This window comes from Nostoc foliaceum FACHB-393, from assembly GCF_014698505.1.
Lineage (GTDB): Bacteria > Cyanobacteriota > Cyanobacteriia > Cyanobacteriales > Nostocaceae > Nostoc > Nostoc foliaceum_A.
In genome coordinates this window covers 153,241-178,934 of the sequence record NZ_JACJTD010000005.1, presented here as the reverse complement: position 1 = coordinate 178,934, position 25,694 = coordinate 153,241, and the positions used below count along the sequence as shown (strand labels likewise).

Sequence of the window (25,694 nt, the reverse complement as noted above, 5' to 3'; positions counted from 1 at the left end):
AACAACCAGATGACAGTTCGTGCTTTTTTCCAAGCTGCTAAAGTCGAGGGTTTCCAGTCTCCTTACGATACCATCCACCTGAAAATTTTCTATCCAGTAGAGATGTCAAGGCATAAGGGAGAAAGAAATAGGGAAATTTTGCCAGTTAATTTAGAAAAGGCACCTTTTCCAGTAGTGATTTTCTTCAACGGCTTTAACTGTGATGCTCAACAATATCAATGGTTGGCAGTTAAACTCGCTGAACGTGGACTAGTGGTGATTCTCTTTAACTGGATTACGGAAATGATACCAGGAATAATTAGTCTGACTCCAGGCGTTGATTTTGAAAAGATGAAACCAACAATTTATCGTACTGTTCCCACTGCTTTGGCTTTGCCAACACTGCTAGCGAAAGTGGAACAGTTACAGTCTGAGGGTATTTTAGCTGGAATGCTTGATCTGCAACGAATAATTTTAGGTGGACACTCCGCAGGTGGTAGAGTAGCAATCGAAAATGCTGATCCCCATTTTTTCCCTCAAGTTGCAGCATCTTTTGGTTATGGTTTACACACTATGGCAACGTTATTATTGGGGTATGAAGCAGGTACTATCTTACCCTTACCAGACTCCCTACCACTTCTACTTATGGGAGGAACCTGCGATGGAGTAATTGCGAACAACAGCGATCGCTACGGTGTAAGTCCTGGAAATACTACCACCCCAGTCATCCGTACATTCCAAGAAGCAATTACTGGAGGACGAAATGATAGCTATCTGATACTTTTGGATGGGGCAAATCACTTTTCAATAGTTGATCAGCTAGACTCCACTCTAGATACACCCTTGTTGGACTTTCCCGCCACCCAACCTCAAGAAAGCTTCCGTTTGCTGATGGGTGAAATCATTAGTTTGTTTATTGACACTTATGTTCGCCATCAACCAGAAGCATCTCAGTCACTTGAGCAATTATTAAATACTGCCAATCCTCTGATAAAATCCTTTGAGCGTAAATAGTTAAATTTATTATGACAAGTACATCTTATATTTTTCTGGCTGGGGCAAGTCGCGGTGTTGGTCGAGAAATTGCTCAATATCTCACAGCGCAACAGCTAAAGGTAAGAGCACTCCTAAGAACAGCATCAGTTGCTGCTGAACTAGAGAAAATCGGTATTGAGGTAGTTCTAGGAGATGCCTTGAATGTTGGCGATGTAGAACACGCAATGCTGACAGATAAACCTATTCACACCGTTATCAGTACAATTGGCGGTTTACCATCAGAGGGAGAAAGGGCAGATTACCCTGGTAATAGAAATCTGATTGATGCAGCAGTTAAAGCTGGGGTGCAAAAGTTTATTCTTATATCTTCCATTGGTGCTGGCAATAGTGTTGTTGCTCTGTCACCCCAAGTTTTAGCAGCACTGGGAACAGTTTTAGTTGAGAAAGACAAAGCTGAACAACACTTAATTGCCAGTGGACTCACCTATACAATTATCCGCCCAGGTGGACTAAAGTCAGAACCAGCAACAGGTAACGGCGTTTTGACCGAAGATCCGCACATTAGTGGTAGCATCAATCGTGCAGATGTCGCGCAGTTAGTTGGTCGCTGTTTAAATAACGAACGCACCAATAATAAAATTTTGTCAGCGGTAGACCGAAATATGCTGTTTGGGCAAAGAGAATTTGCAGAATTTGGCTTGGAGTAATTTAAGCACGCCAGCGGAGTATCTGATCCTTGACAGGGTTCACAAATTCTCGTCGTTCAGCGACAGACCGAGCATACTCCCGCTTTAACTGGTAGTACCACTGTGCCTGCATATCTGAGTCTTTAATCAGCCGTAGCACAGGATTATATTTAAGGCCAATCTGCTGTTTTTCCACAACCGTTCGGTCTTGACCAAGGAAAGTCCGCGCCAGCACATGTAGCAGTGGCTTGAAAAATCCCACCCAAGGAAGTGTCGAGTAAAGAACAAAATTTACCTCGGTTTCCGTGTCTGAAATGGGTGTAACTGCCGTTAAATTAACGACTCGATGGTTGCCAATTGTGGTTTCTTCTATTCTGACTCCAGGTAAACGAAAAGAAATCTCCGTTTCTGGCACACCACCGCCAATCAGCAAGTATAATCTACCCCCATTCGCTGGCAATCGGTGTCGTCGCATCGTGAAGCCGTAAGGCGAAGCATCGAATTGCTTCACTTCTTCATGCAGTTGCTCACTTCGCCACCACCAAGCGCGATGAACGTAGGGTGAATGAGCAGGGTCCATCAGACCTACCACTGCATGATCCACAAAACAGGGGAATCTCATCACCTCTATGAACTGGGGCGATCGCTCATCAAACCCTGGAATTACCGGAATCTCCATCTCAGAAGCAGGTTTAGAATTATCGGGATCAGCCATATATATCCAGATATTTCCTTGCGCTTCCCGGACTTCATAGGAATGTACGTCAAAGCGCCTCAAATCCATTTGCTGCTCCTCTACAAGAGAAGGTATCGCAGTACAGCGCCCAGCCGGATCAAAACGCCAACCGTGATAGCAGCATTCCACCTCCTGCCCATCAAATCTACCACAACTCAAGGGCACACCACGATGGGGACAAATGTCCGTCATTGCAGAAACTTTGCCATCCTGGCTGCGAACTAGCAGCACTGGTTCTCCCAAGAAAATGCGGCTGATCATCATACCTGGCTTGATCTGATTACTAGGCAGAGCATAGTACCAAGTATTGCGTAATACAAAGTTATCGTTATTTTTCATAACTAATTGCGTCTGCCTTTGACACAACGAAAGTCTTGGTTTGTGGAAAGGAAGGTTATGCTGAGAAACATTCTTTCTTTAATTGCTGTAGGTAAATTCAAGTGATACGCTTGTTGGTCGTGTTCGTAATTCTCTCAGATTTGGGTTGTTCTGGGAGGATTGCAGGTGTGAAGTTGCATTATTCGCCAGAAATTTGGACAAATACCGTTCTTTTGCGCGGCCCATCCAACTCAAAAAACAACACAGATTGCCAGGTTCCCAAAGCTAATTTACCATCCACGATGGGAATTATCTCACTCGTGGTCAGCATCATTGCCATTAAATGAGAGTGAGCATTAATCGGCTCATCTTCCGGGACATCTCTTAAATGCAAGTCATTATGCAAATAGCTGTCTGATTCCGGTGCTAATTTTTGCAAGAACACTTTTATATCTTCTAACAATCTGACTTCATTCTCGTTGATGGCTAAAGCTGTTGTTGTGTGTCGAGAAAATACTAAAACTTGTCCATTTTTAATTGATGTTGAAGCAATAAAATCTTTGATTTGTGGCGTGATATTATGAATATTAATTTTTGGTTCAGTTTCAATTTCAATTAACTTATTAATAATTGGCATCTCTGAAATTTGATATTTGGGATTACGGATGAGGTACGCTAACACAGTCTAATATCATGTCCGGTAAAAGACTTATCATTAAGACCGCAGGGGGCAGGGGGCAGGGGGCAGGGAGCAGGGAGCAGGGGGCAGGCAGGGAACAGGGGGCAGGCAGCAGGGGGCAGGGAGCAGGGGGAAAGAGAGTTTTAAGATTTTTGCATAGATGCCCTGAATAATAACTAATTAAGCGGACATGATATAACGCCCTCATAAATTAAATATAAACTTTTAACTCCTAACTCCTAACTCCCAACTATAGTTTCCAAACCTTGCACTAATCTTTCTATACCTTCTTTTACCGTCTCTTTTTGCAGCGCCCCATAGGCAATGCGTAGGTAGCATCCGTCATCCATGCCAAAGGTTGTACCTGGAATGACTGCTACTTTATGTTCCTGGATTAGTCTTTTAACTAGTTCAAAAGCATCCATCTGAGTATTAACTTTGAGAAAAAAATAGAAAGCGCCATTGGCGGGTGTAATGCTACATAAACCTTGTAGACGGTTAAGGGAGTTGAGTACTACTTGCCGCACTTGAGCAATGCCTACGGCGGGCTGCGCCAACGCACCTATATTACTCTCCAAATACTCCGCTTTGGCTTGCAATGCCCCTAAAGCTGCATATTGGGAAATTACTGGCGGACAAATCAAAATTGTATCCTGGACTTTTTTGATGGCGACAAATAAGTGTTTGGGAATCACCATGTAGCCAATGCGCCAACTGGCAAAACCGTATGCTTTGGAAAGGCTAAAGAGAGAAATGGTGTACTCGCTACTACTCTCAAATGCAGCAGGGGAAACGTGTTTTACCCCGTTATAGGTAAAGTATTCATAGGCTTCATCGCTGATGTGGTAAATGCCGCGAGTGCCACAAATTTGATTTACTTGGTGCAATGCTGCTTTTGAATAGACAACTCCAGTCGGATTATTTGGTGAAATTGTTACCACAGCCCGCGTTTTGGGAGTAATTGCTTGAGCGATCGCATCTGGGCGCAATTGGTAATTTTCATCCGTCGCCACTAACACTGCACGACAACCAGCCATTGCGATCGCCATTTCGTGGTTGAAATAGTAGGGCGTATTTAGAATAATCTCATCGCCTGGGTTAGTGATCGCAAGAATGGCATTCATAAATCCCATATTGCTCCCCGCTGTCACGACGATGCAGTTTTCCCCATTGATTTCAATGCCGTTAAAGGCTTGCAATTTCTCTGCAAGTGCTGTCAGCAAAGGGGGAATTCCTTCAACTGATTTGTATAAATTATTAGCAGGCTCGGCTAAGAATTTGGGTAAAAATTCTATCGCTTCCGGTGGTGGATTGTAATAAACAACACCCTGTCCTAAAGAGATTGTTCCAGGAGAGTTTTTAATCAGTTCCCCAACCACAGGAATAATTGGCGACTGTACCGCCTGCATACGAGAGGTTAGGGATTCCATATTTCTTTGCCTATCTACCTAGCTTTAGTATCTCTTAATAGGGGAGCAACCGACTAGTACAGCTACAGCTTGGTGAAAATAAACTACTCCCACACTGTATGCTTGCAACAATGTGGGAGTATGTGACCAAAATAATTAGCCTGATTTGCGATGACTCAAAAATTTAGTCAATCGAAATCTGTTGAGGCCCACTTGCTTTGCCATTGTGTCCGTCTGTTGCGGTGCTGGTGTAACTATTAGAGCGGATCTGTTGATCCAGCCAGCTTTTTACAGGATCGTCTGCAAGATTGAGCCGAAGCACACCAGAGAAGAACCCACCCACAAATGAGACTGGATGCTGGATAAATTCTTTGAATATAGGTGACAATTCATCAATGAACATTTAAAAGACTCCTGGCGGTGCCGTAACAAATTATTACTTCTTAATTGATCGTAACCTGTTGAGCAATATCTGGATGACGGTAACGAAGTTGCTAACTTTTTGAGTTTCAACTCGCACAAAAAAATTCCCCATTTCTTCTTAAAGAAGTGGGGAATCTGAGTCTGCTGCATCAAACTACAGAGAATCTATAAACAGCTGTACTTTTTCTAGGAGTGGCTGATGTTCGATTTGCTCTGCTAACTCTTGGGCGTTTTGGTAGCACGATCGCGCCATTTTTTTGCGTTTCGTTGTAGCGTAAAGGCTTCCCATATTTAGCAAAGTCGAAATTTCTCCAAGGCCATCGCCTAGTTGTTGATAAATCGCAATGGCTTGCTTATAGAACTTCATTGCTTGCCGATGCTCTGCCAGAGTGCTATAGGTAAAACCAATGTTATGAAGGGTTGTTGCCTCACCGGAGCGATCGCTGATTGCTCGACGTGTCAAAAGAACTTGATAGTAAAGCAATAACGCTTGTTTCGGTTTTCCTAAATCACTATAGATTGAGGCAATATTGTTCAAAGTGGTTGCTTCACCAACCAAATTCTTGACAGCTCGTTGAATTGGAAGGGCTGCTTGAAAAAATTCTAGAGCTTCCTCAAACTTGCCTAAGACGTTGTAAGCAAACCCAATGCCATTTAGGGTTGTTGCTTCACCAGAAAAGTCACCTAACAATCGCCGCATCCTCAAAATTTGGTGTTGTAGCAACAGTGCCCGTTTTGGTTCTCCCAATCGGGTATAAATTAGGGCTACATCATTAAGAGTAGAAATTTCACTTTGAGTATCTTGCGATCGCCTAAAGATTGGTAGTGCTTGGTCAAAATATTCTAACGCCTGCGAAAAGCGTCCAAGACGGCTGTAGGTAGAACCCAGATTGCTAAGTGCAGTTGCTTGTGCTGGCGCGTTGCCAATTTCAACAGCAACCGAAAGCGCCTGATGAAAGCGCTCTAATGCTCTTTGAGGTTGCCAGCAACTGAGGTGAGCTAAACCAAGGTCGTTTAATGTATAACCTTCTCTGGCTCGGTCTGGAATTGATCTAGCCAAGTGTAAATTCTTGGTTGCAAGATCGAGAGACTCTTGGAATTTCCCCCGCTGGTAGTAGCGGCTTGCTTCATCACGACGTTGTTCCCACTCTTTGACTCGATTTAAAGATTGCGTCATCTGACCTCAGTTGCATTCTGCGATAAATAGGCAGGACATCTTTTAGGAATGAACCTCTCTTAGGTTTCCCAAATTTTAACCTTTATCTTCTACCTTTAGATATAAGACGTAAAGGGAGAAGTATGGTATTGTTTCATACTTACAGGTATAACAATGACGCAATTGATACAAAAAACATAATAGGGGCGTACATCTGTGCGTCCCTAGGAAATACCTATATTCCAAGTAATTGAAAGGCTCAGATTACCAACTTTCTAGAGAAGTCGGCAATTTTATTGTTATATGTTGGGTGTGGACAAATCGAGGCAAGCTTTGTATATTTTGGCTGAAAACTGAGTTTTTAATTTAAAAAGCCCTGAAAAATTTCAGGGCTTTGTTTTATATGCGGTTTATTAAATGCCAGCTAAAAATCTTTGCCAGCGCTTTCTATACACATAATCATCGCTCAATCGCTTGCTTAAAAATAGCGCGTAACTACCCAATTTTTACCCATATTACCTGGGTATCCCCTTAACAATTTCTTTAGATTTCCACACACCTCTATCGTGAAATCACTTATCTTCAACTTACGTAATTCCTGTTAATGTATTTTTTACCGAGAAAATGGGTTTAAAGCTCCGTGCTTCTAGCACGGCTTTTATTTAACTTCCGAATCATTTGAGTAACGGTTAGTTCTTGCATCAGGGCATCATTTTTTCTCAGCGCAACCTTCTAAAATTTTATTCTCCAAGATAAAAATTGCCGAGTAGGGATACTCTTGATCTGACATACCGTCGCTACAGGCATCGACTTTTTTGATGATTAAGATATTGTTGCCTTTGCCCTTAAGTCGATAGACCCGCACTAGGTCTGCGGGACGCGCCTCTGCTTTCAAGGGTGCAACATAAGAGAAGGTTCGCTTTTGCACATCTGGTGAAGAGTAGACAATTCCCCTCTTGCTCACAGTAACACTCCAAAAAGGTTCTGTACCCCTAGCGATGAATTCTTGATTACTAGCAGTCTCTGCAACAACAAGACTATTCCTAGTAATAGATGATTCATTGGCATTACTGGGACTGTTAGCTAGAAAGCTAGGGCCAAATAAGAGCAGAGCAACACAACAAATGAAAGTTTTCATATATCGAGGTATGTTATTGGACAACTGTAACTATACGGTACTCAAAAGGCGGGGAACAGCTCTGCTCCAATACTTTTGGCTTAAGGGGGAAAAGGAAAAGGGGAAAGAAAAAACCTTTAACCTTTTCCCTAAACCCAATTCCGAGTTGAAAATGCACAAAGCAAGCAGTATTGGATTGCGATCGCTCTCCCTTGCGGGTGCTTTGCACCATAACCGAAGTGCAACAAAACTAAATCATACTTAAGGAGAATGAATTGACGAACAGGTATGCCTCAAGCTAGAGATGGTAGATATGGGAATTTTATGTGCCGATGAGGCGAGTAAATACCTGATTGCGGCAACGAGAAAGCTTGCCAAGGAATAAGACCCTAAATCAAATTGATTCAAAAGCACATTGGCTGAGGATAGTCTTAATTGCTTTGTAACTAACTGTTTTCAATTGTTGCCAAGACGAGTATTAAACTCAATAACCATTTTGTTGAGTCAACATACAATATTATACATGGAGGAAAATCATGAACGCTACAGTCAATTTATCAAAATTACAAAACAATTTGAATGAAGTTAATTACCCAATCAGCAGAAATGAATTGCTGAAATATGCGGAAGAAAAAGGTGTTGATGAGGTTGTTTTGCGAGCTTTGAAGCAATTACCTCCAAAACAGTATCAAAACTTAACTGATATCAATAAAGCTATCGGAGGCAGCGAATAAGTTTTAGTAAAAAAACTAATACTTATTGCGTAGCGTCGAGCTTGGCAATACAGAGTGACTATTTGCCTCCCAATCCTTCTCGGATAAGTACTCTTCACTCTGGTGTGATCGGAGAAAAGGGTAAGGGGTGAATTTAAATCCTTTCCCCTTTAACCGACAAGTATTAGATTGCCGCCTAGCCTTGACATCCTATAGACTATAAGGCCTCAGAAATTGGCAATGGTAGTACAGCGTTATGAGGGAAAGCCCAGAAACGACCTTCAAATATAAATAAATCCGTCCATCCATATTCGTTACACCAGTTAGTAGAAGTTGCTAAAACATCACTATCAATTTGTTGGTGGAGGCGTTCTAAACCGTACTTAATTTTAATTTTTGCCAGGAAGGGAACGCGGACTAAATCACCATCACAAGCGCGAAGGTGTAGAGATTGATGCCATCGCTGCCCTGCTTGGAAACAAGCATTTTGGTAAGTGCTTTGTTCTTGTTCTTTGATGGTCTTAAGCTCAATTAACTCTGTTAAAGAAACAGAGCGGGATAAAATTCGGCAGCTTGGTGGGTCGCTATCTTGTTCTAGCCAGCGTTGAATAATGTCAATGAGGGTTTCATGTAATTCATCTATCATAACTCTTATCTTTTTTGGTTCTGATAGCCATAGGCTAAATCTATAAAATAGATGGAGCAGACATTTTAGAGCTTATTGATTTATCCAAAAAGGAATAGATCCTTGTTTGCGCTTAAGTTTATAAATTCTCACAGGAAAATCATCATTACTCCATCCTGGCTCGATTTCAGAAGCTTCAATCAGCTCACGCAAAGCTTTGTCGAGAACACTATAACTACACTCAAGGGTATCTTTAAGTTCTCCGGCAGTTTTTCCCCCGGAACGCAGCTGTTCGAGGATAATTTTGTTGATATAGTTCATAAACTCTCCAGTTGTAAAATGATAAATTAACTGGATGTAGCAATAAGTTCTTGTCTCAACAGGGTGCTGATGCGTGTAAAGTTGTCTATCTGCCTCGGTTTGTCGCAATCGTTGGGCGCATTCTGAGCAATCAGACTCTTCGCCCACCGAGTACACAGGATGACCACAGTTATTACAATGCTCAGTGTTGCCCAGTTCTGGATTATGTTGCCAATGGCACTGGGAACATATAGATGTATCAGTGATTGTTTTGCTGCGTGCATCAATGGCGGCAAGGGCTTTTTCTTCTGGTTCTACAAGTTGAGTCAGCTTGTCCTGAAGAGTGTTGCTCTCCAGATTCAGTATTGAAAAATACTAAAAATTTCATCCAGGAGTAATCTAGAACACCAATTCAGTAATCCTGGAAGAACTTTTCCCCCAACCCGTCGACCTTGGCGTAAGCCTGCCATTAGATAGCGGAGCGGGGAGTTTGGCGTTTTTGATTACTGAATTGATTCTCTAGCAGAAGTTGTAATCAATCAAAAACTAATAAGATAGCTTTGACTCCAAGATACTACCCTTAGCTCGTGGCTCTGGTTCTACTAAAGGGCATATTCTGTATTTTCTGTGGGAAATTTTTGGCTTACATATCCTGCGATCGCTCCCTCAATGCAAATGACTTATGGGCGCACCAAAGACAGGATGATGCCAACCAGCGAACCCAAGAGTAGCACCATACTGCTGAGGGAACTAATGCCAAAGCCAAGCATCCGCTTTTCGGCAGCCTGATAATATCCCCAAGCGTAGGCAATTCGACCAACAAGCCAGATAGCACCAACAAGCGCCCCCCACAATGGGTTGACGTAGAAGGAGAACAACCATAAAGCGGGTAAGAAAAGAACTAACTGCTCTAGGGTATTTTGCTGAACACGCAGCACTCGTTCAAAGCCGGCATCTCCTGTCGTTTTAGGAGGTGCTACTTTATACTTGGCTCTGGCTCTACCAACATTAATTGTGATGACCAAATAGAGCAAAAGTGTCAAAGCAGTTATAAGACTAATCCAGGGCGACATATTTTCTATCCACGAGTACCAAAAAAAGTATAGTGTATCATCCATTTATCTGCTTTTTAGGCAGTATTCAAGATTTTTATTCATACTTTTTCTTTCTAACGGTACAAGACAAATAACTAAAAATAGTGCAATTTAAAAGTAGTGCAAATATCGAAAATTATGGACGCTGCCAAACGCCTTGCTACTCTAAATCGCATCCGCAAACTCAGCCGCTTGATGGATACATCTATACGCATCCCTCTAACAGGTTTTCACATTGGAATAGACCCAATTATCGGTTTGGTGCCAGGTGCTGGTGATTTAATCAGTACAGCGTTTTCAGCTTACATCATATTTTTAGCTACCCGTTTTGGTATTCCCCGTCAAGATTTAGCCAAAATGATTTTTAATGTTGGTTTGGAAACAGTCGTGGGTACTGTGCCTTTAGTGGGTGATTTATTTGATGCTTTCTATAAGTCTAATATTCGCAATTTGACTATTTTAGAGCAACATTTGACAGTGGTTGAACCAGAACTCAAAGAAGTGTCTGATGAACTTTATTCTCGTAAGTTGAGCCAAGTTTAAGTTGGTTGTCATCCATCACTAATCTTGGCACTCCTCACGGCTACTAAAATCAAATGTTTAAATCGCGTAGAGCCAGACGAATTTGCTCGACTCGTCTGCGGTTGACACCGAGATCCGATTCTCCCACGCGAGATGCCGATCGCAGATGAATTACTGATTCATTGGGAGGGAAATAAAACTCTACATCATCAACAAATTTGAAGATGCGGCTTTTAGAAAGAGCATGGATGTAATTAGGAGTCTGTTCTACAATTTCTGTACGGGGAACAACACCGAGAACTTTTAGTAAGATTTCTCTAGTTGTATTCTGGTCTAGATGATAAGTAATCGGGTCAATGGCGTGTTTAGCATCAGCATTTTGACTCACAACACAGTTGTCTGAAGCCGGGCAAGCAGTAAGATAACCATTATCAACTCCCAAGCTAGAAGAAGCAGCCCAAGTAGCCCCAGGAAGTATGAAACTACTAATCAAAGTTACGAGTATTACAAAAGTAATACTCCGCAAGAATCGCTGCTGGAACGCTTTTAGCAGATGAGACATGATAAATTTTCCCCTCAAGTTTTAAATAGCACTCATTTATTTTCGGTCATTTTGGGTGAGTGCTGCGCCTTATCGGTTCGCCTACACCGAATCATCCATCCAGCCGTACTCCGAGCAATCCCAATGCACAGGCGCAAAAAGAGCATTGTACCGGTCATAGGAGCCATTAAACATCTACGCACTGGGGAAGCTTTTGCATAGTACTAGTGTACTATCCATTCCAAGCGATCGCTCCAGGGGTGCAATTTTTTCCTCTCTATGAGATGCTGAATGCGATCGCTTGAATTTTTTAGGTGAGGCGATCTAGAGTGCAACTTTGACTGCCTAACCTAGTTTGTGCCTAATCCCCTTGCCATGATTGCTGCCAATAACGGAATTAGGGTAAAACCAACCAGTTCAATTCTAATTAGCCAGATTAGACGATTTAGTTTTAGTAATTCCAGCTTGGGTGCTTGCCCCTGTTGCAGACTTTTCAACCAACCAATGAAAGAAAAAGTGGGATAGAGAGATAGCAAACCTACCACGATAAAAACCCCAACTTTGACGTAGAAAACTGGGTTACTCAAATAGTAATCCGTGCCTTTACCAAAGTAGATAACACGCAAAACGCCTGTAACAAGAACAACAGTTGCTGATATGCCATACACTGCATCAGCTATAACAATCTTCCAAGCCTCATTTAAACTCAATTCTTTTTTTAAATTGAATGCTTCTAATACCAGAGCGCCAAAACACAATATGAAGCTTAAATAATGTAAATACGCGACTATGGCACTTACCCACATATTATTTTTAGTTTTTGCTAGTTTACTGTTTTGATATTGGTTTTGAGGTGAATACCCTCACCATCAAGCCCAAACTAGCACTAAGACAACTAGCCAAAAAGTGACCAATAATTCAGATTTTCATTGACTACGAACCCACAATCATTAGCAGGGGTTGCTACTGTATTCCCTGGTGATTCCAGCTTTTTATCGGTTGAATGGCTGGTATCGGCTTTGTTGTGGCCAACTTTAGAAAGTTTGATGGTTGTAGATGAACATAGGAATAATCGAGTCTTACAGTAACGGGTTTTTAGAAGTTGTACCAGAGAGCGATTATTGGCAGATTGTAGGTATACACATCAATGGCCAAGCCTACTGCCCTACTCCTCGGCTTTATCGTTCAGAAAGGGTGGCATTGGCAAAAGCTGCACAAATTTATGATTGGCTAGCTGACCACGAACACCAAATCAGTGATGGAGCTTACAACTGCTCTGAATTACAACTCATCTTATGGCAGCAACCGAAAGTATCTTAGTTGTCCTAAGTGTAGGTGCTTACCTTGAGCAATACATATAGTATTTCTGTATTAATGATTGAGAGTAAGCTTATAGTCCCTGCCTCAAGTGTGGGGATTTTACGAGTCGTAAAGCTTGACTAATTCGCTTATATCGCTGGCTAAGGTCGGAGTGTCGCCACTCCGCCCTTAGGGACTTCCAAATAAAAAAATATACCATCGCTATAGAGGCAGGGGGCAGGGAGCAGGGGGAGGGATAGTCGTAGTGAAGTCCAGAAATTGGATAATTTAATTTCTGGAAGTCCCTTAGCCAGCGTTTTACGCATCACGACTCATAAAAAGCGATCGCACCTATCCCAAGCCTCTAAGTCACCAGAATGAGCTGCCCTTATTCTTAGATAAAAAAATAGAGGAGCATAGTTTACCGCCGCAGGCATTACTTATGCTCATCAAAAGCAGAATTTGAAAAAATACCCCAACACCTAAATGGATCAACGGTTAACAGTACTCATATCAGGGTAACGTTCGCCTGCTGCCACATCTTTTGGTGCAACTGCTTCAAGTCGATTCAACTCTTGTTCAGTCAGGGTAATTTCGGTAGCTGCAACATTCTCCTCCAAGTAAGTACGACGTTTTGTACCAGGAATTGGGACAATATCTTCTCCTTGAGCCAATAGCCACGCTAAAGCAAGCTGACTAGAAGTTACTCCTTTTTCGCTGGCAATTGCCTTGACTTGCTCTACTAATTGCAGGTTCTTATAGAAATTCTCACCTTGAAAGCGAGGAGAATTTCTTCGATAGTCATCAGGTGCAAGATCATCAGGGCTAGTGATTGCACCTGATAAAAACCCTCTTCCTAATGGGCTATAGGGAACAAACCCAATTCCTAATTCCCGGACAGTCGGTAAAATTTCATCCTCTGGCTCTCGACTCCAAAGAGAGTATTCTGTTTGCAATGCAGTAATGGGGTGAACTGCCACAGCCCGTCGAATCGTGGTAGGAGCAGCCTCCGAAAGTCCTAAATAACGAACTTTACCAAGCTTAACTAACTCTGCCATTGCCCCTACAGTATCTTCAATGGGTACGGTTGGATCTACACGATGTTGATAATAGAGGTCAATCACTTCAACTCCCAGGCGTTTTAGCGAGGCATCGCAAGCTTGATGGACATATTCTGGCCTGCCACTAATTCCTTTCCAACCACCATCTTCAGTGCGGACATTGCCAAATTTGGTTGCTAACACTACTTGATCTCGGCGAGCTTTAATTGATCTGCCTACTAGTTGCTCGTTGGTAAACGGCCCATACATATCAGCAGTATCGAGAAAATTAACTCCAAGTTCTAATGCCCGATGGATAGTAGCGATCGCTTCTGATTCATCACGGCCACTATAGAACTCAGACATTCCCATGCAACCAAGTCCGATAGCTGACACCTCTAACCCTTGTTTGCCTAGCTTTCTGGTTTTCATCAAATAATCTCCTAGTCAGTAATTGGTCTTAGGAATTACGTCTTTCAGTATTATCTTTTTCCCAATCACCAAGTCATCTATTATTAGAAGCATTTATTGATACAAGTAGGTTGATTTGCGAGTAATTGACATTTCTATTACCAGCCGTACTGAGGTAGCTTTCTTGTAAAGTAATTTAATTGGTAGCAGTGCGATCGCTCCACCCAATTCAAAGAGGAAACCAAGCGCTCGCCCAGCCCACCCAATCCAATATTGAAGAGAACTAATTAAAAAATGCCCCTACTGATGCGATCGCAAAAGTTGTAAACATCGCTCATCAAAGTTTACCAATCGCGTTCAAGCCTAAAAATAAGCAATTTAACCAAGATAAGGGTTCTGAAAACTTTTCAGCATCATGTAACCAATATATTTGTGCTTGTAGTTCCCCTAATGTAGTGGCTAAAGTCTCATTCATATTCAATCTAACTTTTCCTATAAGGCAATTTAGTAGTGATTGACCACGATATGGTAGCACTTTTGACTTTGCAACTATAGCTTCACTTGAATATTTTTCCAGATTTGGGGCAAACTTAATTGAATCAACCACCCAGTTTGTTAGCAGGTAAAAACTTTACCTTACTAGTGTTTTGGAAGATTCTTGGCTTACCTTTAAATCGCCATCCTCTCTAAAGTAGTAGTAGCTATGAGGTTCGTTTTTAGGAATTACACCATTCACTACCTGTCCCAAGACATTTTGACCAGATTTTTCTAAAAGTTCTTTAGCGAAAGCTGCATTAACCGAATCAACTACTCCTGGACGAACTACGAACAAAACACCGTCAGCCATTTGTCCGAGAGTAGCAGCATCAGCAGCAACATTTAATGAAGGAGCATCAATGATCACAAAATCGTATTTAGCAGCAAGAGTTTTCATCAATGCAGCCATGCGTTTTGAGTCGAGTAAGGATGCTGGACTAGGAGGAACTACTCCAGATGTGAGGACATCCAAATTATTCATTACTTGTTTAATAGCTGCCCTAGGTGTCGCCTGCTCAACAATTAAATTGCTTAGACCTTCATTATTCGTTATTTCCCAAATTTTATGTTGAACTGGACGGTGCAAATCTCCATCTACCAGTAAGACTTTATGCTCCATTTGAGCCATTACTACAGCTAAATTAGCTGCTACTGTTGACTTACCTTCTGTAGGTACGGAACTAGTGATCACGATAACTTTTAATTCCTTATCAGCACTCATAAACCTCAGGTTAGCCCGCAGCATTCGGTATGCTTCACTAACAGGCGATCGCGGAGCATTACAAACCACAAGTCTTTCACTATACAAGTCTGGTTCTTCTTTCCCACGAATGGATTTGTTCGACTTACTAAAGGAAGGAATAATCCCTAATAAAGTCAACCCCAACAACTCTTTCGCTTCATCAACAGTTTTAACTGATTTATCTGTTACCTCCAAAATATATATAGCCGTAAAAGCTGCCATACTAGCCAACAAACCTGTACTTAAATACAAAAACATCCGAGAAGAACTTGGTTCTTCTGGAATTTCAGCTTGGGATATAATGCTGGCATTTCCTACATTTTGATTTTCAGCGATGCGACTTTCTGGCTGCTTTTGTAACAGAAGTGAGTAGGTAGATTGAGCAGCTTGTACTTTACGTTCTAACTGGCGCTGTTGTTGCTCTAATCTGGGAAGATTGTTGAAGCGTTGCTTATAAGAAGTTTGTAAATTGGATAAAGTAGCAACTTGGCTTGCTAAACCCATACGGCTTGATTCAAATTCTACCAGCCTTGCTGAGAGTTGTTGTTGCAATTCTCCAAGTTGAAAGTTCTGATTTATTTGTATTTTATTTTTTCCTGTAACCTGTTCTATCCGTTTTTCTAACAGCCCATTTAAAGACTTTAATTTATTTTCTAAATCTATGATTTGTGGATGGTTATCCTGTAAAATAGTTCGCCTAGCTGCAAGTTCTGACTCTAGCTGTTGAGTTTCTTTGAGAATATCTTGTACCCCAGCAATTTGGCTGAGAGAACTCATCACTACAGCCTGTTGTGAGTTCATACTCAACTGCTTACGAATTTGTTTAGACTGTACATCGACATCAGCAAGTTTAGATTGAGCTTCATTAAGTTGTTTTTCTAACTCTGCAATCACCTCCACTGCTTTAGTTGCTTCTTCTTGTAGGGAAATAACGCGGTACTTTTCTTTAAACCTTGCTTTGCTAGCTCTGCTTCTGCTTGTCGAACAATTAGTTCTGTATTTGGCAGTTGTCGTTCTATAAAATTACGGGCAGCCGCAGTTTCGGCTCTGAGCGAAAACAAGTTTTGCTCTAAATAGATATCCATTAAGGTATTAACAACCTGTGCAGCCCTTTCTGGATCTGAATCTTTATAAGATATTTTTAGAATATCTGTTTTACTAATAGCATTGACTGTCAATTTTTTCAGAAAATCTTTCGGTTTTAAAGGTAATCCTTTGCTATTACTCAGCTTAAGTTTCTTGATGGTCTTTTGTATAACTGGAAGAGAACGTATGACTTCTGCTTCTGTATCAAGAGGATTAGTTGCATTATCCTTAGATACTGGTTCTAATTTGCCAATTTCCGTTCCTAATCCTGTTAATGTCGAAGTAGGATTTATTCTATGAAAGCGTAACTTGCCTTCTGCTATATAAAAAGGCTTCTGTAAAAAATTTGACGCAATAAGGGAAATTAAAAAAACAGGAAGAAAGATATTTAATGCAGGAACGAAACGACGTTTTAAAACTTGCCAGTATTTGTCAAAGCTTGAAGAATTTTCTTGTGGTTCCATAATAAAAAATTGTTGATTTAGATTTAAGATGAATGTTGTATAGTTACAGTAGAATCAACGGATGGCTGGTCATAAATCAAATTGACTCTATACTATCAAATGAATTTTCTAATTAATCTATGAATATATGACGTTGATATTGTTCAGTGTTATGGTGAATTGCTTTAATTCCATTAATAACTCTCTCTAAATCTTTATATGTAAGATTTGAACCAGAAGGCAAACAAAGACCGCGTGCAAATAAATCTTCAGCTACTGCACCACCAACACTTTCGCACTCAGCAAAGACAGGCTGGAGGTGCAAAGGCTTCCAAACAGGACGAGATTCAATTTGTTGTTCGGCAAGTGCTAGACGGATTTTCTCTCGATCTGCACCAAAAGCTTGGGGATCTATTGTCAAACAGGTTAACCAGCGAGTAGCGCGTCCATAGCTAGTTTCTGGCATAAATTCTATACCTGGCAGATTTTTCAAAGCAGAAGCGTAAATCTCAAAATTATGTCGTCTTGCTGCAACTCGTTCACTCAAAACATACAATTGACCACGACCAATGGCAGCCAAGACGTTGCTGAGACGATAATTGTAGCCAATTTCTGAGTGTTGATAGTGAGGAGATGGATCGCGTGCTTGGGTTGCTAAGAAACGGGCTTTTTTTACCAATTGCGGATCTTCGGAAACTAACATCCCACCACCAGAACTAGTAATGATTTTATTACCATTAAAAGAGTAAATACCAATGCGCCCAAAAGTTCCAGGAGCATGACCTTTGTAGGTGGCACCTAAAGCTTCCGCAGCGTCTTCAATTAAGGGAATATCATACTGATTACAAGCTTTTAGAATTGGCTCAATATCTGCACTTTGACCATACAAATGTACAATTACTACCGCTTTAGGTAATTTGCCAAGATGGGCGCGTTTCTCCAATGCTTCCTCTAACAATTCGGGATTCATGTTCCAGGAAGTGCGATCGCTATCAATAAATACTGGTTTTGCCCCTAAGTAGGTAATTGGATTAGCGGTAGCTATAAAGGTCAGGGTAGAGCAAAAAACCTCATCTCCTGATTCAACTCCAACTAATTGTAAAGCTAAATGCAAAGCCGCCGTACCAGAACTGACAGCCGCCCCATAGCCAGCCCCAGTGACTTGACAAAATTCTTGCTCGAAAGCATCTACGTGTGGGCCAACTGGTGCAATCCAGTTGGTATCAAAAGCTTCTTTGACAAATTCTAACTCGCGATCGCCCATATGCGGAGTTGAAAGAAGGATTGGTTTATTCATAATTTTTTATTTTTTACCTACGAACAGTGACAAGGCGATCACATTTTGCACTCATTGTATTAGTTTGAACCGTCAGCCATTGCTCGTTAGAATTTTCACCATTTGCCCAAGCGATCAAGGCTGCTGGAATATTTGCTCCTGCTACATGAGAAAATGGATATCCACCACCAAAACGTGGGTTCATTTCCAACACACACGCACTTTTTTGTCCCACAATTACATCACAGTCTAGATTGCCAATATGTCCGATGTTTTTACCTATTTTTTCACCTAGCTCTCTAAGAGCTTCATGCTCAACAGTTAACGCTCGATCTGTTTCTCCGGCTCGCATACCTAACTTGTGTTTAACAAAAGTAGTGATGTAATTTCCATCTAAATTATTAATAATATCTAAACCATATTCTTGTCCCAATATCTTTTCTTGAATCAGGATATACTCATCAGAATCTGTAGAGCTTATATCTGCCAAAAATGATTTACATATCGTTTTTTTTACACGGCGATATGCAAATTCCAATTCTTCATCATCTTCAGGATATTCAATCCCAATCGATGCACTTCCCCATCGAGGTTTAACGACTAAAGGAAAAGATATTTCTTGATGCTTTATTGCTTCTTTCACCTCTTTAATAGAAAGATAAGTTTTGGGAACAGAAATACCCAAATCAGTTAAAAATTTAAAACTAGCTAATTTGTCAAAACAAATATCAATTACTTCTGAAGACGAAATTACTGGGATAGTCCCTATCTTGAGAAAGCGATCGCGTTGTTTTGCTAACAGGGGTAATTCTAAATCATTTAGTGGTATTAACAAACGAACTTGATGTTGTTCACAGATATAAAGCAGTTTGTCAAAGTAGTCATCGTGATTTACAGCTGGCAACAAAAAACTTTTATCTGCTTCCTGTAATGCTGGAGCCTCTAGGCTAGCATCCCCAACAAACACCAGACCTCGATTTTCTAAAGCTTCTTGAAAGAACTTTACAAGGTAATTTCGTCTTCCCACACAAGTCAACATGACATTCATAAATATCAACCCTCTGTAGCTGATGGTATTTCTGTAAAACTTAGAGATTAGATGAGGTCAATACCTCTTTTGAGGGATCATATAAGCTAACGATGTATTTTCGCTTGCCAGAATTCAAAACTGGAATTTCGTCAACGTAATCAACCTCAATTTGAGCATTGCCTCCTAATATCTGCTTTAGCTTCTCAATAACTGATTCTTCTTCTGAGAATGTTTCGTTAACACAAAGACGGAGGCGGTAGTGAGTTTTATCCTCCTGAATAAACTGAAACTGCTTTAACATACCTAACCTACTCAATGCCTCAAACATGTCATCAAAAATAAAGGAAACAAGCCGTCGTCCCGCAGTGTCATACACTGAATCAAGGCGACGACCTTCTAAGGAATTAAGAATAGGAGTGGCAAATTTAGAGCAGTCATTGGGAACTATCGAGCCTATGTCACCAGTGTCATAGCGGATCATCGGCAGCGCATAGTTATAGAGATCGGTAATGACAATACGTCCTGGTGTACCTGGAGATATTGGTTCATCACCATCCAAAGCAAGGATTTCAAAGAAATAGTTGGCAGTGTTTAGATGGAATCGACCACAGGTAGGGCATTCGTAAGCAAGTACACCACATTCTTGGTTGGAGTACCTTGATAAAATCTGACAATCTAAAGCCTTGCGGATGGTATCCCGCATATTTGGGTAAAGTGGTTCTGCAAGACACAGAACTCCCTTGACTCCGAAATCTTCAGGGCTATTTCCTTGGGAGATTATATGACGAGCAAGGTCATAAATAACGGAGGAGTATCCAATCAGTATCTCAACGCGCTTGTCTTTGAGAAGTGTTAGGCGTTGTTGCTCGAAAGAGGTAACATCTTGGATGCGAACATCGAATTCAACCTCGTTTTGCATGAAGAGTTTGACCGAGCTTTTTCTGGAGTTAAACTCTATGGTTCGGAAAAAGGCGTGTCGGATGCCAATACTATAACCAACAAGAGAATTAAAGTAGATTAGTTCGGCCAAAACTCGTTGACGCTTACTTGAATTCTGAACGACTCGAAAAGGAGTTCCTGTCGAACCACTAGTCTCCATTACCTTCAGTTTTTTGCCCTTGAAGACTGTTGACTCAAACCGTTCAAATGATTCCCTAATAATATTCTTATCGACTACAGGAAAGTCTTCAAGCTGACCAGAAGCATCATAGTTTTTATAAAAATCTGTTGTCTGAACTGCATGGGTTAAGAGTGATTTTAGCTGCTGGGCTTGATGTTCACCTAGAAGAGATACATCTGCTGTCACCTGTTGAATATTGTGAAGGTGGGTGTGGATGGGTGCACCCTGCATATAATCTAGTCCCCAAAACAAAGCTTTGCGTGCACTTGTAGTGATCATACAGTCCCCTTATCTTCTGATTGTCTTAGGCTTTAGCTCCAAATCTATAGATTGTCCTAATTGCTGTTGACGGCATTTAGCAAAATTACCTTCTAGATTTGTATCAATATCAATATCGCTACGAACAATTACTTTCCAAACAGTCATGAACAAGATGTAAATATCTAATGCTAAGGACTGCTTCTCAACATACTGGACATCGAGTTCCAGCCGGTCTTCCCACAGCAATCTATTGCGTCCATTAATTTGGGCTAATCCAGTGATTCCGGGAAGAACTGAATGGCGCTGACACTCTCGTGCCGAATAGTATGGTAAATACTGAACTAGTAAGGGGCGAGGCCCTACAAAAGACATATCTCCTATAAACACACTCCAAAGCTGTGGAAGTTCATCGAGGCTAGTTTTACGCAAAAACTTGCCTAAATTTGTGAGCCTTTCAGCATCAGGTAATAACTCACCATTAGTCCCACGCGTGTTTGTCATTGTGCGAAATTTATAGCAGGTGAAAAGGCGAGTATCTTTACCGGGACGTTGTTGGGTAAAGAGAATTGGGCGACCCATACGAAGATAAATAGCGATCGCAACGCTCAATAGCACAGGAGAAAGAACAATTAATGCGATCGCTGCTGTGACTTTATCTAATACAGACTTGATGAGTCTACTATTCTTTGTTAGACGACGATGGACTGGGAAATTTATAGTCTTCATAAATACACCCTTCGCTCCAAGAATCGAAATAAATAGGAAAGAAGATATGCTATACAGGATGAAGTGAAAAGCAAGTATATGCAGATATACACACTGGTTGTTTCAGGGCAAACACAAGTAAAAAATGAAACACTTGCTGAATAAGGATCTTAATGAAAAAACAGCCTAAATTATGAAACGTCCAAACCCTTGCTATTAAGGGATTCTTGTACTTTAGATGCGTTTGCCATGCTGGTTGCTTTTTATAAGTTCAAAATTGCCGGAATAGTTTTCGTTGCAATTACTAATCTTGTCTAATCATTTTAATGAATAGAAAGTAAGATATAAATTGCTTTATTTTATTTGCGGCGATTACCATTACTAATTAAGTAAGTGGGTTTGATTTTTTAAGCAACTTAAACCAAAAGCTGAATTGGTATTAGTAGTTTTGAGTTGTTACCAATTACAATTAATATAACTGAAATTAGAAAATAAGTGTTGCCAGTTTGGCACTATTCTTAGTTATAGCCAATTTAATTGTCTGGCACGATATTATCCTAATTATTCTAAACTCAATTGATTTAAGAATCAATTAAGTTTAGTCAAAGATTTTTCAACCTGCTTTACCTACTACAGAATATGGATTTGCTAAATTTTCTACAAAATTTGCATATTGCTGGTAGATTGTATTTCCATCCATATTATTCTTGGCATATTCCAAACCTACAGTTCCCATTTCATGTAATAACTTGCGGTTTGTATTGGATTGCAGTAATGCATCTGCTAATGATTTGGGATTTCCTGCCTCATACTGCAAGCCAAACTTATATTCTTTTAATATTTTCTGGAAATTACCTTTGATTGAAGAAATAACTGGAATACCCAGAGAAAGATAATCGAAAACTTTATTTGGAAAATTAGATGGCCAATCTGATGTAAATGGAACCAAGCCTACATCAGATTGCCGCAAAATAGGTAGAGCAACTTCAAAGTTTAAACGACCTTTAAAGTTAACATTTTTTACACCTAGAGTCTCGGCTAGTTGCTTAACTTTATCGTAAGTAGGCCCATCTCCAATCAGAGTAAACTTAATTGGCTGGTCAGCACAAATTTCTGCTGCTTTAATCACGGTTTCCAAGTCATAAAAATGACTAAAGTTACCGATATATGAGACAGTTAAAGGCATTTCCAAATTCTTTTGTTTCACCTCTGACATTTGTATAAAATTACTGTCAAACCCTAAAGGTAATACTAGAGAACCCGCCTGAATCTGGCACTTTCTAAAGTTAAGTAGATAATCTAAATATTCTGGAGAAACTGCCACTAGTCCCTCGGCAATATCAGCTGCCATTTTCACATTTTGTTTTAAAGAATGAAGTAGAGTATCGCTTAAAAAATTCCTGATTGAGTGAGGGAATACAGATGTAATCGCCTTTGTCCAAGCATCTTGCATATCCACTATTCCTACAGCATGGGTTGCAGCACAGAATTCCATAGCAACACGAGATGATTCAATCGGAGGAATACTTGCTATAACTACATCAACGGGTTCTGATGCGTGCAGAGATTTTAAAGCTTGGGAAACTCCATTGGCATAGATACGATGGCTAAGAATACGTTGCAAAGAAACGTTTTTATAATAAGGGGGTACATGAACAAAAATTACTTTTAAACATTGTCTTTCATCAGTTATTATTTGGCTCCTATATTGTTTAGTACTGTGATCAAAATCAGCAACAATCCAACTTAATCTATGTCCTCTAATAATCAGTTCATCAACTAGCATAGTGTATCGATGGCGTCGCTTACTTTCCCAAGGTAGTGAATCAAATGGATTAACAATGACAATATGCATTTTTTGTCTCCTAAAGGTAATTTTTTTGGTTTTTCAAGAATTTATCCAAAATTCTCTTGAGCAGCATCTCAACACTTATTTTTCATTAAATGTTTTCGTTGATGATACTTTTATACTCTTTTAGTAACTGCATACTAATGTGTGACCAAGAGTATTTTTTCTCAACTAAATTTCTTGCGGCCTGTCCACGGACTGAAATTTATGATCGGGCAGCTAGAACGCTAGAAATACCTTCAGCAATAGCTGCTGGGTTTGGTTCAACCTTCCATCCAGCACCAGCAGCCTCCACCTCTTTTGCCATATTTGTCCCAGGCGTAAGGAGGCAAGGTAAGCCATAAGAAAGAGCCTCCAAAACTGCAATTGGATGTCCTTCAAAGCGGGAGGTGTACCTCACGTAAACGAGAACGGCTATAAGCACAAGGCAAGAACCATCACCCGCGCGAACATTCCATTCTTCTGATTGCAATGAAGTGAGAAATAGATCAAGCGATGCCTAGGTTAGGCTACGCCTACGTGGGCACTGTTCGAGTCTATGTTTCAACAGTGGAACGGACACGAGAGAGATTTGTCATCGGTGGGCTAGATTTTGCCCTTAAGGATGAACCTCATCCACCAAAGCTTCGTAGAAAGGAAGAAGCGTAACTGAAAAGCTACAGCTTGTTCTGAACCACCGTCTGGAAGCTTACCTTGTGGTGAGATCCGGGCAATTTGCATTATCCCATCCATTTAAATCAAAAAAATTGATTCGATTATTTGATTTATACTTTTAAATTCGTCTAATTATCAAAAAAAGTTAAGTTGTATGTCCAGCCTGAGTTCAGACATGGTTCGTATCTATTTGCAAGAGATTGGTCGTTACCCAATGCTGACCGCAGACCAAGAAATTGCTTATGGCAGGCAGGTACAGCAAATCATGGCAATTGAGCAAAGAAAAAATGAACTCACCCAACAACTAGATCGAGAGCCAACAATGGTCGAATTAGCTGTTGATATTGACAAAAGTGAAACCGAAATAGCTCAAATACAAAAGCTTGGTCAACGAGCCAAACAGAAAATGGTAACAGCAAACCTGCGTCTGGTGGTTTCGATTGCCAAAAAGTATCAGAAGCGCAATCTCGAATTCTTGGATTTGCTGCAAGAAGGGGCCATAGGTTTACAAAGGGGTGTGGAGAAATTTGACCCCAATCGCGGCTATAAGCTTTCCACCTACGTATACTGGTGGATTACGCAGTCAATCACACGCGCGATCGCAGAGAAATCCCGTACTGTACGCTTGCCAATTCATATCACCGAACAACTCAACAAAATTAAGAAAGTACAGCGAGAACTATTTCAGACACTGGGTCGTCCAGCCAATGTTGTAGAAATTGCTGAAAGTTTAGACTTACAACCAAGCCAGATTAGGGATTTTCTCAGCAACTCTCGTCAGCCAATTTCTCTAGATGTAAAAGTCGGAGATAACCAAGACACAGAACTCAATGAACTTTTACCAGATGAGGGCATATCTCCAAACGACCATATTACCAAAGAACTTCTGCGCCAAGACATGAATAATTTGTTAGCATCACTTAAACCAACTCAGCGTGAAGTATTAGTTTTGCGCTTTGGATTGGAGAATGATCAAGAACTAACTTTGGCTCAGATTGGAGAGAAGTTGAATGTGAGTCGAGAACGAGTTCGCCAAATCCAACAGCAAGCAATCACTGTTCTACGTCGTCAAAAAACTGAAATTAAACAGTATTTATTTTCCTGAAAGATGCCTAGTAACGAATATTGCCTAATTCACAGGTCGCAAAATTTTTCTCCCCACCAGACCAAGATGATTTGTCACCTTTAGCACCCAATTTCAATTACCCTACCGTATATGCTGTACTTGATCCTAAATCTTTTGTGAGCAAGCTTTTCAAGGCTTAACGGGAAAAGTCAAATTCTGTGGACAAATGCTTGATCGCAATCGGGTAACGGTTCAAACATGGTTACGACCATATTGCGATCAAGCAATGGAAGAGTTGTAAGAGAAAAAGCGATCGCTAGAAAGACCTAGAACAATACCAACTTAGGTACAACAGGTACTCGACAAGCAATTAAAAAACTCATAAGGGTTTGATAGTTACGGTGCAATCACAAACAGTTAGGAACAGTTTTGGACACTAGACTAGGGGGCAGGGAGCAGGGGGAAAGAGAGTTTTAAGATTTTTGCATAGATGCCCTGAATAATAACTAATTAAGCGGACATGATATTATACCAATTCACAAAAATCCTGATACATACATATAGATTTCTCGTAGGGGCATGGCATTGCCATGCCCTTACCAGGGTATTTGTATCATTATTAAAGTGAAATGGTATTACACGTTGGATATCACAAATTTGTTACCAAGGCAATTGAGATAGTGGAATATCAACGTTTTCACTGCTAATGCACTGACTGCGGTATTGTTTGTGCTATCGAATGGAGCTATGAAATAATACCTAGGCAGTTTGGTTATTTCAGTATTGCATGTAGCTTCACGTGCTAATAATCACCCATGCTAAACAGATTACTAATTGTGCGGCTCTCTAGATACAAAGAAGTTACACTTGGTAATTATTTT

29 protein-coding genes are annotated in these 25,694 nt (G+C 40.7%); 8 read left to right on the top strand and 21 right to left on the bottom strand.

The window, feature by feature from the left end; genetic code table 11:
* The first annotated feature begins 9 nt into the window (after window positions 1–9).
* Window positions 10–993, top strand: a complete 984-nt coding sequence (locus H6G92_RS07165; protein ID WP_190892254.1) for an alpha/beta hydrolase family protein — start codon at window positions 10–12, stop codon at window positions 991–993.
* An 11-nt stretch (window positions 994–1,004) separates the two neighbouring features.
* The gene (locus H6G92_RS07160; RefSeq protein WP_190892251.1) at window positions 1,005–1,682 is read left to right on the top strand and encodes an SDR family oxidoreductase; all 678 of its coding nucleotides are present in this window, start codon (window positions 1,005–1,007) and stop codon (window positions 1,680–1,682) included.
* A 1-nt stretch (window position 1,683) separates the two neighbouring features.
* On the opposite strand, the gene H6G92_RS07155 is transcribed toward H6G92_RS07160, so the two are convergent.
* From H6G92_RS07155 to H6G92_RS07130, 6 genes are all read right to left on the bottom strand, one after another.
* The gene (locus H6G92_RS07155; protein ID WP_190892249.1) at window positions 1,684–2,736 is read right to left on the bottom strand and encodes an aromatic ring-hydroxylating oxygenase subunit alpha; all 1,053 of its coding nucleotides are present in this window, start codon (window positions 2,734–2,736) and stop codon (window positions 1,684–1,686) included.
* Window positions 2,737–2,914: 178 nt separating this feature from the next.
* Complete coding sequence (locus tag H6G92_RS07150; protein ID WP_190892247.1) at window positions 2,915–3,352, bottom strand: secondary thiamine-phosphate synthase enzyme YjbQ; 438 nt, start codon at window positions 3,350–3,352, stop codon at window positions 2,915–2,917.
* 281 nt (window positions 3,353–3,633) lie between these two features.
* Complete coding sequence (locus H6G92_RS07145) at window positions 3,634–4,824, bottom strand: pyridoxal phosphate-dependent aminotransferase (RefSeq protein WP_190892245.1); 1,191 nt, start codon at window positions 4,822–4,824, stop codon at window positions 3,634–3,636.
* Window positions 4,825–4,987: 163 nt separating this feature from the next.
* Window positions 4,988–5,206: a hypothetical protein gene (locus tag H6G92_RS07140; RefSeq protein ID WP_190892243.1), complete on the bottom strand. Its 219-nt coding sequence runs from the start codon at window positions 5,204–5,206 to the stop codon at window positions 4,988–4,990.
* 174 nt (window positions 5,207–5,380) lie between these two features.
* A complete protein-coding gene (locus tag H6G92_RS07135) occupies window positions 5,381–6,403 on the bottom strand; it encodes a tetratricopeptide repeat protein (protein ID WP_190892240.1) in 1,023 nt (340 codons plus the stop codon).
* Window positions 6,404–7,091: 688 nt separating this feature from the next.
* Window positions 7,092–7,520, bottom strand: coding sequence for a COG3650 family protein (locus tag H6G92_RS07130; RefSeq protein WP_190892238.1), 429 nt, complete (start codon window positions 7,518–7,520; stop codon window positions 7,092–7,094).
* 515 nt (window positions 7,521–8,035) lie between these two features.
* Here H6G92_RS07130 and H6G92_RS07125 point away from each other — a divergent pair.
* Window positions 8,036–8,233 (top strand): DUF2795 domain-containing protein, encoded by a 198-nt coding sequence (locus H6G92_RS07125; RefSeq protein WP_190892236.1) that lies wholly within the window; start codon window positions 8,036–8,038, stop codon window positions 8,231–8,233.
* Window positions 8,234–8,429: 196 nt separating this feature from the next.
* Here the strand turns inward: H6G92_RS07125 and H6G92_RS07120 are convergent, their stop codons facing one another.
* Both H6G92_RS07120 and H6G92_RS07115 read right to left on the bottom strand, forming a co-directional pair.
* Window positions 8,430–8,858: a hypothetical protein gene (locus tag H6G92_RS07120; RefSeq protein ID WP_190892235.1), complete on the bottom strand. Its 429-nt coding sequence runs from the start codon at window positions 8,856–8,858 to the stop codon at window positions 8,430–8,432.
* A gap of 72 nt (window positions 8,859–8,930) precedes the next feature.
* Entirely contained in the window at window positions 8,931–9,158 is a 228-nt protein-coding gene (locus tag H6G92_RS07115; RefSeq protein ID WP_190892234.1) for a hypothetical protein, read from the bottom strand.
* Window positions 9,159–9,317: 159 nt separating this feature from the next.
* Between H6G92_RS07115 and H6G92_RS07110 the strand changes: the two genes are divergently transcribed.
* Window positions 9,318–9,506 carry a hypothetical protein gene (locus H6G92_RS07110; RefSeq protein WP_190892233.1) on the top strand — a complete coding sequence of 63 codons (189 nt, stop codon included), beginning with the start codon at window positions 9,318–9,320 and terminating at the stop codon, window positions 9,504–9,506.
* Between the two features lie 311 nt (window positions 9,507–9,817).
* Here the strand turns inward: H6G92_RS07110 and H6G92_RS07105 are convergent, their stop codons facing one another.
* Complete coding sequence (locus H6G92_RS07105; protein WP_190892232.1) at window positions 9,818–10,210, bottom strand: MAPEG family protein; 393 nt, start codon at window positions 10,208–10,210, stop codon at window positions 9,818–9,820.
* Window positions 10,211–10,369: 159 nt separating this feature from the next.
* On the opposite strand from H6G92_RS07105, the gene H6G92_RS07100 reads away from it, so the two are divergent.
* Window positions 10,370–10,774: a DUF4112 domain-containing protein gene (locus H6G92_RS07100; RefSeq protein ID WP_190892231.1), complete on the top strand. Its 405-nt coding sequence runs from the start codon at window positions 10,370–10,372 to the stop codon at window positions 10,772–10,774.
* A gap of 49 nt (window positions 10,775–10,823) precedes the next feature.
* On the opposite strand, the gene H6G92_RS07095 is transcribed toward H6G92_RS07100, so the two are convergent.
* Complete coding sequence (locus H6G92_RS07095; RefSeq protein ID WP_190892221.1) at window positions 10,824–11,315, bottom strand: DUF1499 domain-containing protein; 492 nt, start codon at window positions 11,313–11,315, stop codon at window positions 10,824–10,826.
* 329 nt (window positions 11,316–11,644) lie between these two features.
* Window positions 11,645–12,100: a DUF2214 family protein gene (locus tag H6G92_RS07090; RefSeq protein ID WP_190892219.1), complete on the bottom strand. Its 456-nt coding sequence runs from the start codon at window positions 12,098–12,100 to the stop codon at window positions 11,645–11,647.
* A 250-nt stretch (window positions 12,101–12,350) separates the two neighbouring features.
* Here H6G92_RS07090 and H6G92_RS07080 point away from each other — a divergent pair, with 250 nt between their 5' ends.
* Window positions 12,351–12,614 carry a hypothetical protein gene (locus tag H6G92_RS07080; protein ID WP_190892215.1) on the top strand — a complete coding sequence of 88 codons (264 nt, stop codon included), beginning with the start codon at window positions 12,351–12,353 and terminating at the stop codon, window positions 12,612–12,614.
* A gap of 470 nt (window positions 12,615–13,084) precedes the next feature.
* On the opposite strand, the gene H6G92_RS07075 is transcribed toward H6G92_RS07080, so the two are convergent.
* From H6G92_RS07075 to H6G92_RS07035, 10 genes are all read right to left on the bottom strand, one after another.
* Complete coding sequence (locus H6G92_RS07075; RefSeq protein ID WP_190892214.1) at window positions 13,085–14,065, bottom strand: aldo/keto reductase; 981 nt, start codon at window positions 14,063–14,065, stop codon at window positions 13,085–13,087.
* A gap of 316 nt (window positions 14,066–14,381) precedes the next feature.
* Window positions 14,382–14,651 (bottom strand): hypothetical protein, encoded by a 270-nt coding sequence (locus tag H6G92_RS07070; RefSeq protein ID WP_190892318.1) that lies wholly within the window; start codon window positions 14,649–14,651, stop codon window positions 14,382–14,384.
* Window positions 14,652–14,675: 24 nt separating this feature from the next.
* Window positions 14,676–16,223: a polysaccharide biosynthesis tyrosine autokinase gene (locus H6G92_RS07065; RefSeq protein WP_313889943.1), complete on the bottom strand. Its 1,548-nt coding sequence runs from the start codon at window positions 16,221–16,223 to the stop codon at window positions 14,676–14,678.
* Window positions 16,214–16,873 carry a GumC family protein gene (locus tag H6G92_RS40790; RefSeq protein ID WP_313889942.1) on the bottom strand — a complete coding sequence of 220 codons (660 nt, stop codon included), beginning with the start codon at window positions 16,871–16,873 and terminating at the stop codon, window positions 16,214–16,216. Before H6G92_RS40790 ends, H6G92_RS07065 begins: the two co-directional genes overlap by 10 nt.
* Before the next feature lie 112 nt (window positions 16,874–16,985).
* Entirely contained in the window at window positions 16,986–18,149 is a 1,164-nt protein-coding gene (locus tag H6G92_RS07060) for an aminotransferase class I/II-fold pyridoxal phosphate-dependent enzyme (protein WP_190892213.1), read from the bottom strand.
* A 13-nt stretch (window positions 18,150–18,162) separates the two neighbouring features.
* A complete protein-coding gene (locus tag H6G92_RS07055) occupies window positions 18,163–19,176 on the bottom strand; it encodes an ATP-grasp domain-containing protein (protein WP_190892212.1) in 1,014 nt (337 codons plus the stop codon).
* Between the two features lie 40 nt (window positions 19,177–19,216).
* Entirely contained in the window at window positions 19,217–20,557 is a 1,341-nt protein-coding gene (locus H6G92_RS07050; RefSeq protein ID WP_190892211.1) for a phenylacetate--CoA ligase family protein, read from the bottom strand.
* A gap of 9 nt (window positions 20,558–20,566) precedes the next feature.
* On the bottom strand, window positions 20,567–21,265 hold the full coding sequence (locus H6G92_RS07045; RefSeq protein ID WP_190892210.1) for a sugar transferase: 699 nt from the start codon (window positions 21,263–21,265) through the stop codon (window positions 20,567–20,569).
* 592 nt (window positions 21,266–21,857) lie between these two features.
* Complete coding sequence (locus tag H6G92_RS07040) at window positions 21,858–23,099, bottom strand: glycosyltransferase family 4 protein (protein ID WP_190892208.1); 1,242 nt, start codon at window positions 23,097–23,099, stop codon at window positions 21,858–21,860.
* Between the two features lie 199 nt (window positions 23,100–23,298).
* Window positions 23,299–23,565 carry a glycosyltransferase gene (locus tag H6G92_RS07035; protein ID WP_190892206.1) on the bottom strand — a complete coding sequence of 89 codons (267 nt, stop codon included), beginning with the start codon at window positions 23,563–23,565 and terminating at the stop codon, window positions 23,299–23,301.
* A 23-nt stretch (window positions 23,566–23,588) separates the two neighbouring features.
* Here H6G92_RS07035 and H6G92_RS07030 point away from each other — a divergent pair, with 23 nt between their 5' ends.
* Both H6G92_RS07030 and H6G92_RS07025 read left to right on the top strand, forming a co-directional pair.
* Window positions 23,589–23,741 carry a hypothetical protein gene (locus H6G92_RS07030; RefSeq protein ID WP_190892204.1) on the top strand — a complete coding sequence of 51 codons (153 nt, stop codon included), beginning with the start codon at window positions 23,589–23,591 and terminating at the stop codon, window positions 23,739–23,741.
* Window positions 23,742–23,901: 160 nt separating this feature from the next.
* Window positions 23,902–24,852: an RpoD/SigA family RNA polymerase sigma factor gene (locus H6G92_RS07025; protein WP_190892202.1), complete on the top strand. Its 951-nt coding sequence runs from the start codon at window positions 23,902–23,904 to the stop codon at window positions 24,850–24,852.
* The last annotated feature ends 842 nt before the right edge of the window (window positions 24,853–25,694 follow it).

Coding starts and splice junctions, on each gene's coding strand:
- H6G92_RS07165 (WP_190892254.1), top strand. CDS start 10: ATGACAGTTCGTGCTTTTTTCCAAGCTGCTAAAGTCGAGGGTTTCCAG.
- H6G92_RS07160 (WP_190892251.1), top strand. CDS start 1,005: ATGACAAGTACATCTTATATTTTTCTGGCTGGGGCAAGTCGCGGTGTT.
- H6G92_RS07155 (WP_190892249.1), bottom strand. CDS start 2,736: ATGAAAAATAACGATAACTTTGTATTACGCAATACTTGGTACTATGCT.
- H6G92_RS07150 (WP_190892247.1), bottom strand. CDS start 3,352: ATGCCAATTATTAATAAGTTAATTGAAATTGAAACTGAACCAAAAATT.
- H6G92_RS07145 (WP_190892245.1), bottom strand. CDS start 4,824: ATGGAATCCCTAACCTCTCGTATGCAGGCGGTACAGTCGCCAATTATT.
- H6G92_RS07140 (WP_190892243.1), bottom strand. CDS start 5,206: ATGTTCATTGATGAATTGTCACCTATATTCAAAGAATTTATCCAGCAT.
- H6G92_RS07135 (WP_190892240.1), bottom strand. CDS start 6,403: ATGACGCAATCTTTAAATCGAGTCAAAGAGTGGGAACAACGTCGTGAT.
- H6G92_RS07130 (WP_190892238.1), bottom strand. CDS start 7,520: ATGAAAACTTTCATTTGTTGTGTTGCTCTGCTCTTATTTGGCCCTAGC.
- H6G92_RS07125 (WP_190892236.1), top strand. CDS start 8,036: ATGAACGCTACAGTCAATTTATCAAAATTACAAAACAATTTGAATGAA.
- H6G92_RS07120 (WP_190892235.1), bottom strand. CDS start 8,858: ATGATAGATGAATTACATGAAACCCTCATTGACATTATTCAACGCTGG.
- H6G92_RS07115 (WP_190892234.1), bottom strand. CDS start 9,158: ATGAACTATATCAACAAAATTATCCTCGAACAGCTGCGTTCCGGGGGA.
- H6G92_RS07110 (WP_190892233.1), top strand. CDS start 9,318: ATGACCACAGTTATTACAATGCTCAGTGTTGCCCAGTTCTGGATTATG.
- H6G92_RS07105 (WP_190892232.1), bottom strand. CDS start 10,210: ATGTCGCCCTGGATTAGTCTTATAACTGCTTTGACACTTTTGCTCTAT.
- H6G92_RS07100 (WP_190892231.1), top strand. CDS start 10,370: ATGGACGCTGCCAAACGCCTTGCTACTCTAAATCGCATCCGCAAACTC.
- H6G92_RS07095 (WP_190892221.1), bottom strand. CDS start 11,315: ATGTCTCATCTGCTAAAAGCGTTCCAGCAGCGATTCTTGCGGAGTATT.
- H6G92_RS07090 (WP_190892219.1), bottom strand. CDS start 12,100: ATGTGGGTAAGTGCCATAGTCGCGTATTTACATTATTTAAGCTTCATA.
- H6G92_RS07080 (WP_190892215.1), top strand. CDS start 12,351: ATGAACATAGGAATAATCGAGTCTTACAGTAACGGGTTTTTAGAAGTT.
- H6G92_RS07075 (WP_190892214.1), bottom strand. CDS start 14,065: ATGAAAACCAGAAAGCTAGGCAAACAAGGGTTAGAGGTGTCAGCTATC.
- H6G92_RS40790 (WP_313889942.1), bottom strand. CDS start 16,873: ATGGAACCACAAGAAAATTCTTCAAGCTTTGACAAATACTGGCAAGTT.
- H6G92_RS07060 (WP_190892213.1), bottom strand. CDS start 18,149: ATGAATAAACCAATCCTTCTTTCAACTCCGCATATGGGCGATCGCGAG.
- H6G92_RS07055 (WP_190892212.1), bottom strand. CDS start 19,176: ATGAATGTCATGTTGACTTGTGTGGGAAGACGAAATTACCTTGTAAAG.
- H6G92_RS07050 (WP_190892211.1), bottom strand. CDS start 20,557: ATGATCACTACAAGTGCACGCAAAGCTTTGTTTTGGGGACTAGATTAT.
- H6G92_RS07045 (WP_190892210.1), bottom strand. CDS start 21,265: ATGAAGACTATAAATTTCCCAGTCCATCGTCGTCTAACAAAGAATAGT.
- H6G92_RS07040 (WP_190892208.1), bottom strand. CDS start 23,099: ATGCATATTGTCATTGTTAATCCATTTGATTCACTACCTTGGGAAAGT.
- H6G92_RS07030 (WP_190892204.1), top strand. CDS start 23,589: ATGCCTAGGTTAGGCTACGCCTACGTGGGCACTGTTCGAGTCTATGTT.
- H6G92_RS07025 (WP_190892202.1), top strand. CDS start 23,902: ATGTCCAGCCTGAGTTCAGACATGGTTCGTATCTATTTGCAAGAGATT.